This is a genomic window from Vibrio sp. WZ-1, from assembly GCF_052037695.1.
Lineage (GTDB): Bacteria > Pseudomonadota > Gammaproteobacteria > Enterobacterales > Vibrionaceae > Vibrio.
This window is the reverse complement of sequence record NZ_JBQEQR010000023.1, coordinates 1-7,783: the sequence shown is the minus strand read 5'-3', so window position 1 is coordinate 7,783 and position 7,783 is coordinate 1. Positions and strand designations below refer to the sequence as shown.

Below are 7,783 nucleotides of genomic sequence, written 5' to 3'. Positions count from 1 at the left end.
CACACGTAACACAGAAGCTCTGCAATGAAATTGCACACAAATTAAATACGCGCCCACGCAAAAGACTTGGGTATAGGACACCAACGGAGTATATTCATGCGCATCTGTAAAAAGTGTCGCACTTCAAACTTGATACTAAGCTTTTTTCGCGTACTCGATGATGAGAATTCCTAACATCAAATCATTATACCAACCAGGTTTATTAAACTTGTAATCACCTTGCAATTGAATTAGTGCTTTTTTAGCTCGGCTACGTGAATAGTCTGATGAGTGAGTATGAATCAGTTCTAACTCTTCGAAGAACATAAGCAGTTTTTTCGCCAAATCTTCTTTCGATTCGCAATGAGCGTACTCTTCACCTGAGTCATGAATTAGATTCAAACTGCGACCATAGCATTTAGTCGCATTATGAAATTTAATTAACTGCTTTAATTTGGTATCAGATATTCGGTGAAATGGTATTTCTAGCTCTTCGATAGTGTCGTTCAAAGCCCGAATAGTATTTTCCAACTTCAAATTGTCTTCTTGTTGCAAAGTGAGTTTGCTTTCCAACGTTTTGATTTTTTCTTGCGCCCTGTTATGATCTGCTTGTAATGATTCAAACTTCGATTTTTCAACCATTTCTACTTTAGGTGCTTCAGAGACGGCAGAGGACGAAGCTACACCTTGTTGTTCAGCATGTGAAGGACTGAAGATTTCTCCCCAATTGCCCATGATAGCTGCCCCGAGGACACCAACCGCGCCTATTACAGCCAAAATTATCTGTAGCTTTCCATTTTCCGTGGACATCCAAAAATCCTTTATCCAATATCAGCACAACATAATACCTACCCGTCCACATAACTCATAAGTCGCAGATCAATATATTGAGATTGGTCTAGTTTTACTGAAGCCTAACGCCCTGTTAAGGTGTGAGCAACGCAATACCGAAGCTCCCGTATACCACCTTAAACACAAAACGCAACGCATAGCAAAAATGCCAAGCGTTGCGAATCACTCTTAAACAGATTGTTATGTGAATTTTAGCCGTGTGCGTCGATACTATCTTTTGGGGCTTCAGAACGCATGTCCATGCCATAGTCTCTGATGACACCCGCAACTCTGAGTCTGTAGCTTTCAAAAACACCACTACGACCTTTTAATTGAGCAAATCGATGAGATTCTAGATTGCGCCACTCTTGAATTGCTTCTTCGTCACGCCAAAATGACAAAGATAGAACCTTGCTGTCATTTGTTAGACTTTGGAAACGTTCGATTGAGATAAAACCATCAATATCTGATAGCAGCGGTTTTAGTTCACTTGCAATATCTAGATATTCAGAAGTTTTACCCTCTGCTACCTGTACTTCAAAAATTACTGCGATCATAACTCACCAGACTACGACTAATATATTCGAGCATTTTACCGAATTGGAGCTGCTGTAAATATGAGTTGTAGCAAGAAGTTAGAGATTAGATTCTGTGATTTTTCGCCATTCACATAACGCCCTGTTAAGGTGTGAGCAACGCAATACCGATGCTTCCGCATACCACCTTAAACACCAAACACAACGCATAGTAAAAATGCCACGCGTTGCGAATCACTCTTAAACAGTTTGTTAGCCGCTCATTCCCAAGGGTTACTGCTTACTCAACAAGAACTTACGCAAATCTCTCTCTGCACGCATAACAAACAGAATAAACACTTTGTCACCGTCTTGTTTATAGAAAACGCGACATGGATTAACGACAACTTCACGATAACTTAAATGTTCTAGTTCAGGTGGAATACGACCTGACTCCGGGAAAGTTTGTAGGCGTTCGACTTTGGAGAAGATCGTTTGTACTAACTGCTTTGCAGCTACGATATTTTCAAGTGCGATATATTCAGCGATATCATTGAGGTCAGATAACGCTGGTTCAGTCCAGATTACTTCAGCCATTTTGACATTTTGTCCTTGGCTTCATCATGACTTACCACTTTACCGTCAGCTAGCGCACGCTCACCTCTTGCAATACCCTCAAGAATAGCTAAACGATTTTGCATAAATTCGTAGTCATCAACATCAACGAGATACGCAGATGGCTTACCATGCTCAGTAATTAACACGGGTTCTTTGGTGTCGTGGAGATCGGCGAGGATCTTAGTTGCTTGACGCTTAAGTGATGTAACTAGTTCTACTTTCATGAGAGCTGCTCCAAAGGAATACTAAAGTGATACTATTCTATCACTTTGAGTATGGCAAGCTCCATGACGGCTAACGCCCTGTTAAGGTGTGAGCAACGCAATACCGAAGCTCCCGCATATCACCTTAAACACAAAACGCAACGCATAGCAAAAATGCCAAGCGTTGCGAATCACTCTTAAACAGATTGTTAGTATTGCCCCTGAAGCAGTCAATATAGTTGCAGCTACGCAACCTCTGCTGACGTAGGGTCAATCACTGACTTTATTTCGTTTACTTGACTAACTGGGAACTCTCCCATTTCTGCATGCTTACGAATCAGTGACTCATCTTCAGAAATAAAAACACAGTAAATTTTGTTTGGAGTAACAAATGTCTCCAACCACTGAATTTTTGGACCTAAAGCCTCTAGGACACTACACGATTTCTGTGAGATACCTTGAAGTTCTTCCGCTGATAGGTCTCCAGCGCCTTCCACCTCTCTTTCTATGACATATTTAGGCATAACTACCTCCTTTTGGTTCACATAAAGTCTAGACCAAAAGTGTTAAATACATCACAGGAAATACTAACGCCGCGTTAAGTGGTGAACAACGCCAACCACCAAGCCTAAACCATTGTACCTTAAACACTAAAACTGATTTGAACTCAAGTCGCCAAGCGTTGAGAATCCGCCTTAAACGCCTTGTTATAAGCCAAAATGCACCCCAAAAGATCTAGCTGCAATAAATGAACTTACAATAAATATACCGTAAGAAGCCAATACCATGATGATGGTAATTGTATTTAATACATGACCGACCCTAATTTGGTTACCGTTATATAACGCTTGGGAAAAATATGTAGTTCCAGTAGATAATGCACCCAATACAACCCCGACACAAAATAGAAATGTGGCACTTGATAAACTTTGTGCGACACTCGTAATTATGGAATCTCCCCAAATTTTGCCCATAAAAGCTAGTAAGGCAACAGCCGCACCGCCATTGATAACCATGCTTGCTTTTAAGGCAGCTTGCCCCGAAGTGATAACGGAACGAAACATTTCTAACGAGTTAGCAGTCTGATTGTTAGCATCAGCAATGTTTATATCATTCTGCGCCTTAAATATTGCCAAATCACGCTCCAATTGCATTTGACTATTTTGGCTATATTCATCATCTTCTGATTCAATAGCGGAAAGATATGATTCAAATGCACTTATTGAAATAGCATCGTGCCCTTGGTTCTTAGTTTGGTTAAGAACCATACGTATTTTATCAACTACTCTCATTAATATGACTCCCAAAAACTAGAGTGGCTTATAACGCCCAATTAAGGGGTGAACAACGCAACCAGCCAACCTAAAACATTGTGCCATAAACACTAAATTTGAAGTAGAAGCAAAAGTGCCAAGCGTTGTGAATCCCTCTTAAATTGCTTGTTAGTTGCGTCCTGTAAAACCAGCAGAAGTCAACCAGCGAGAAAACCAATTTGGTTTCATCTTTTCCTTTAACGCATGTTCCTGCTCAATACGTTTTAGGTTATGAACAAATACAGCTGAGTCAGCAAAATAGTTTGGGTACGCTTCTTTCAAATTATTTATTGATGACGATGACACAAGGGCCACAACGAACTCTCTATTTTTTGCAGCTTGTTTCTCAAGTTTTAAGTAATTATCTGCTGCCTCAGAAAATGAATCTTTGGGATAACTCCAGACATTTACAATACTTTTGGAAAAGTCTACTTTTATTAAGTTGTAACTGTCATCTTGGATCTCAACGTGCTTTTCCATTGTCTTAAGAGAACTAGCAAAAGCTTGAAACTTTTTATGAACATCTAAGCGCTTTATATAAGTTACAGTCTGCTCTAGTGATTCTGATAACTCATCATGAGTTTTGCCTTCGATTTTGCTGAATTCATTGCTTACTAGCTTAAAAAACTCGAGCCATTCTTTTTTACCATCGTTGCTCTTCAAGCTCTGATTAGTAAAGAGATCGACAATTTCTACCGCAGTCGCCCAAGAGTGTTGGATTTTACTTCTTAATTGAATTTCAACTGGATAATTTATTCCATTTTCTTCATCCTCATATTTACCTATAAGGTGAATTCCACGATATCCGTCGTCTTTTGGCTTCTCGATGTAATCTGTAACTTTGAAGGTTCTATTTTTATTGAGTTCTCGACGTAATTTATGAACACTCTTTGTTGAGTCAAGAATAGCTCTGCAACCCGCAATATCTTGCATGTTTCTCAACTTCATCTTGTCAAAGCGCTTCAATTTGCTAACGATAGATGGTGTTCGTTTAAGCCTAGAAACTACAATGTGCTTTTTATCAATTTTGTCACATGCAAGATGTACTTTCTCAACCATGTGTTTGAGAGCGTTCACATGACTAGACCTCCAATTTGATAAGATTTGCATACTCTCTTTATACTCTTCTGGCTGTTCATTAATAATATTATCAATGATCAACTTTTCCCCAGCTCGCTGAACTGCTTTCTTTGAGTATAAAAGTTTACAATGCTCCATCTGGTCTGCCTCTCTATCGAGATACGCGACATTTCCTTTAAGTGTACTCAATTCTTCTCCATTTTTATTTTTCTTAGGTCAAATTATAAAAATAAGCAACTAACGCCCAATTAAGGTGTGAGCCACGCTACCACTGCACTCAACTAGGACGCCGTAAACACTAAACTAAACCCAAACTAAAAATGCCAAGCGTGGGGAATCACTCTTAAATTGTTTGTTATATGCCTTTTGTGCGCCTATACTTAATGCGCACCATAAATACGCATAGGTAATTATCATGAGAAACGCATATAGTACGCAAGCACCCAAGAAAGCTGCAAACTTAAGCTTAAATAGCGAGTTACTCGCTGAAGCTAAGCGCCTAAACATAAACCTCTCGGCAACAATGGAAAAAGCCCTTGAAAAAGAAGTAAATCAGCGCCGTAAGACTGAGTGGTTAGAGCAAAATGCAGATGCTATCAACGCTTGCAATGAACTAACCGAAAATCACGGTCTGTTTTCTGATTCTTACCGAGTATTCTAATGTCACAATTTTCACTATACCAAAATAACGATAAAAGCACTGCTACCGCTTACCCATACTTTGTTGATGTTCAAAGTGAAATGCTTGATACACTGAATACCCGGCTGGTGATTCCATTAACACCGGTTGAAATGTTAGAGAAGAAAGCCCCTACTCACCTATGCCCAGTGATCCACATTGATGAAGGTGACTTCGTAATCCTAACTCACCAAATGGCGAGTGTGCCAACTAAGATTTTACGTGATCCGGTAAATGATTTGAGCACTTTTAGAAACGAGATTATTGCTGCTATCGACTTCCTGATTACTGGCATATAACGCCCAATTAAGGGGTGAACAACGCCACCACCCAACCTAACGCATTGTACCGTAAACACTAAATTTGCAGTAGAAGCAAAAGTGCCAAGCGTTGTGAATCCCTCTTAAATTGCTTGTTATGTTTTACCACAAACACATGATTTACTTGAGAAAGAACTGCTATTTCTAACTAGTTTTCTGAAGCTAACCACAAGGCTGAAACCAACTTGACCGACAAAGGCGACCAACCTAAAACGTGTAACTCTACTTCCCTGCCCAATGAGGCAACCCGACCAAATCACAACAAGCGCCCTTTCTTTCCTGCCAAAGCGAAAGGCAATGTTGAGTTGCCGAGGCAACTGCCAAGCTGAAATGCTAATTGGCTAAGAACCTAGAAGCGACTTAAAGCCAGTTACACAAACAACCGACCGCCACGACCTGACAATGAAGCAACCCGCGAACATTCGCATGTTTTACGGGCTGAGAGATTCAAGAAGTTAGACCGACAATGCGGATTTGCTGAGTCTACTAGAGACGAATTACCAGAGGGATAAAGAACTAGAGCCTAATAATTTTAAGCCTTTGAATTACAAGTAAACATAACGCCGCATTAAGGTGTGAGCGACACTTGGCTATACTTGAGCGAAGCGAAACCGCCAAGCGTTGCGAATCACTCTTAAACAGTTTGTTATGTACGTGGTTGATTCTATCCCCAGAAACACCCATAAGTATCGTCTTCCAATATTTCCAAGAAAGCTTCTAGAAGTTGGATCTCTGGAATTGGCTCATACGAATGCCATTTTTGGTCGGATTTCATCCAGTAAATTTTCCATGCGTCACGCGACTTATAATATTTGACTTTGGCTACTGGGCACTCCATTTTTTCGGATGGATCATTCCACTTAGGACGTATCTCGAAGATTTCGATAACTTGCCCCTCTAACCGATACCCAATATCAAGTTGGTTGCGGATCTCTTCTGGCGGCCGACAAGAATCAAGGTACTTCTCCACTACCTTTCTATAACGCTGTTGCTCAATTTCTGAAAATGCCATATCTATCACCTAACCCTTTAATTAAGCTAAGTTTACGACCAAATTTCATACGTTGGCTAGGTTAATTTTCGAGAAAGTACATAACGCCAAATTAAGGTGTGAACAACGCTAACACCTTAACTAAACCATTGTGCCATAAACACTAAACTGCCTTGAAGTGAAAGCGCCGAGCGTTGTGAATCACTCTTAAATTTATTGTTATATGCGTACTTGAATATGAAAATACGACTTCTTTAAGTGGCACTTACCTACCTTTCAGACGATTCCCTATGTATTTACGAAAACAAAGCATTGATAGCAGATACAATAAGGCCCAATGCTGGTGCAAACAAACATAGAATGGCAACAACGAAGAGTACGATAATACGCTTCCAAGACTTTGCTGCTTCTTGGGCAAATTTGACTGTAAACCAAGAATCCGAAGCAACTAACATCGCGTCTTCTTGCTGCGAATTGCTATTTCGTTTCTCATAGAGTGACATAAGTTCTATTCCTTCTACTGACGGAAGCATATAACGCCAAATTAAGGTGTGAACAACGCTAACACCTCACCTAAAGCATTGTGCCATAAACACTAAACTGGCTTGAAGTGAAAGTGCCGAGCGTTGTGAATCACTCTTAAATTTATTGTTATGTTTTACCACAAGTCACTGACTTAATTGAGAAAGAACTGCGGTTTCTGGCCAGTTTTCTGAAGCAAACCACAAGGTATGAGCCGACTTGGCCACCAAAGGCGACCAACCTAAAACAAGTAAGCCCACTTCCCTGCCCAATGAGGCAACACGACAAAGCCCAACAAGCGCCCTGTCTTTCCAACCAAAGCGCAAAACAATGTTAAATTGCCGAGGCAACTGCCAAGCTGAAATGCTGCTTGGATAAGAACCTGGAAGCGACTGTGAGCCAATAAAACAAGAAGCTAACCGCCACGACCTGACAATGAAGCAACCCGCGAACATTGGCATGTTTTACGGGCTGAGAGATTCAAGAACTTAGACCGACAATGCGGATTTGCTGAGTCTACTAGGGACGGATTGCCAGAGGGACAAAGAACTTCAGCCTAAGAACTTTAAGTCCTTGAAATACAAGTAAACATAACGCCCAATTAAGGGGTGAACAACGCCTTCACCCACACCTAAAGCATTGTGCCATAAACACTAAATTTGAAGTAGAAGCAAGAATGCCAAGCGTTGAGAATCCCTCTTAAATTGCTTGTTATGTTTTACCACAAACACA

General features: G+C 40.5%; 11 protein-coding genes and 1 pseudogene. 3 read left to right on the top strand and 9 right to left on the bottom strand.

Features of this window, described 5'->3' with window-relative positions; genetic code table 11:
* Nucleotides 1-110: pseudogene (locus ACTS60_RS00390) on the top strand (IS30 family transposase); the annotation flags it as partial.
* A gap of 25 nt (nt 111-135) precedes the next feature.
* On the opposite strand, the gene ACTS60_RS00385 reads toward ACTS60_RS00390, so the two are convergent.
* The 7 genes from ACTS60_RS00385 to ACTS60_RS00355 all read right to left on the bottom strand — a co-directional run bounded on the left by ACTS60_RS00385 (nt 136) and on the right by ACTS60_RS00355 (nt 4,728).
* On the bottom strand, nt 136-789 hold the full coding sequence (locus ACTS60_RS00385; RefSeq protein WP_440886737.1) for a hypothetical protein: 654 nt from the start codon (nt 787-789) through the stop codon (nt 136-138).
* Nucleotides 790-1,022: 233 nt separating this feature from the next.
* Nucleotides 1,023-1,367, bottom strand: a complete 345-nt coding sequence (locus tag ACTS60_RS00380) for an antibiotic biosynthesis monooxygenase family protein (RefSeq protein ID WP_193303388.1) — start codon at nt 1,365-1,367, stop codon at nt 1,023-1,025.
* A 252-nt stretch (nt 1,368-1,619) separates the two neighbouring features.
* A complete protein-coding gene (locus ACTS60_RS00375) occupies nt 1,620-1,922 on the bottom strand; it encodes a type II toxin-antitoxin system RelE/ParE family toxin (protein WP_025796191.1) in 303 nt (100 codons plus the stop codon).
* Nucleotides 1,910-2,167: a type II toxin-antitoxin system Phd/YefM family antitoxin gene (locus tag ACTS60_RS00370; protein WP_005448240.1), complete on the bottom strand. Its 258-nt coding sequence runs from the start codon at nt 2,165-2,167 to the stop codon at nt 1,910-1,912. The genes ACTS60_RS00375 and ACTS60_RS00370 overlap by 13 nt, the downstream gene beginning before the upstream one ends.
* A gap of 224 nt (nt 2,168-2,391) precedes the next feature.
* On the bottom strand, nt 2,392-2,670 hold the full coding sequence (locus tag ACTS60_RS00365) for a DUF4242 domain-containing protein (protein WP_191118363.1): 279 nt from the start codon (nt 2,668-2,670) through the stop codon (nt 2,392-2,394).
* A 183-nt stretch (nt 2,671-2,853) separates the two neighbouring features.
* Entirely contained in the window at nt 2,854-3,438 is a 585-nt protein-coding gene (locus ACTS60_RS00360; RefSeq protein ID WP_440886736.1) for a hypothetical protein, read from the bottom strand.
* A gap of 150 nt (nt 3,439-3,588) precedes the next feature.
* On the bottom strand, nt 3,589-4,728 hold the full coding sequence (locus ACTS60_RS00355; protein WP_440886735.1) for a RelA/SpoT domain-containing protein: 1,140 nt from the start codon (nt 4,726-4,728) through the stop codon (nt 3,589-3,591).
* A gap of 226 nt (nt 4,729-4,954) precedes the next feature.
* Here ACTS60_RS00355 and ACTS60_RS00350 point away from each other — a divergent pair, with 226 nt between their 5' ends.
* On the top strand, nt 4,955-5,200 hold the full coding sequence (locus ACTS60_RS00350) for a type II toxin-antitoxin system CcdA family antitoxin (protein ID WP_026050326.1): 246 nt from the start codon (nt 4,955-4,957) through the stop codon (nt 5,198-5,200).
* Nucleotides 5,200-5,517: a CcdB family protein gene (locus ACTS60_RS00345; protein WP_026050327.1), complete on the top strand. Its 318-nt coding sequence runs from the start codon at nt 5,200-5,202 to the stop codon at nt 5,515-5,517. The genes ACTS60_RS00350 and ACTS60_RS00345 overlap by 1 nt, the downstream gene beginning before the upstream one ends.
* Nucleotides 5,518-6,202: 685 nt before the next feature.
* Here the strand turns inward: ACTS60_RS00345 and ACTS60_RS00340 are convergent.
* Nucleotides 6,203-6,550, bottom strand: coding sequence for a DUF3024 domain-containing protein (locus ACTS60_RS00340; RefSeq protein WP_017036770.1), 348 nt, complete (start codon nt 6,548-6,550; stop codon nt 6,203-6,205).
* A 275-nt stretch (nt 6,551-6,825) separates the two neighbouring features.
* A complete protein-coding gene (locus ACTS60_RS00335; RefSeq protein ID WP_230300021.1) occupies nt 6,826-7,032 on the bottom strand; it encodes a hypothetical protein in 207 nt (68 codons plus the stop codon).
* Nucleotides 7,033-7,783: the final 751 nt, after the last annotated feature.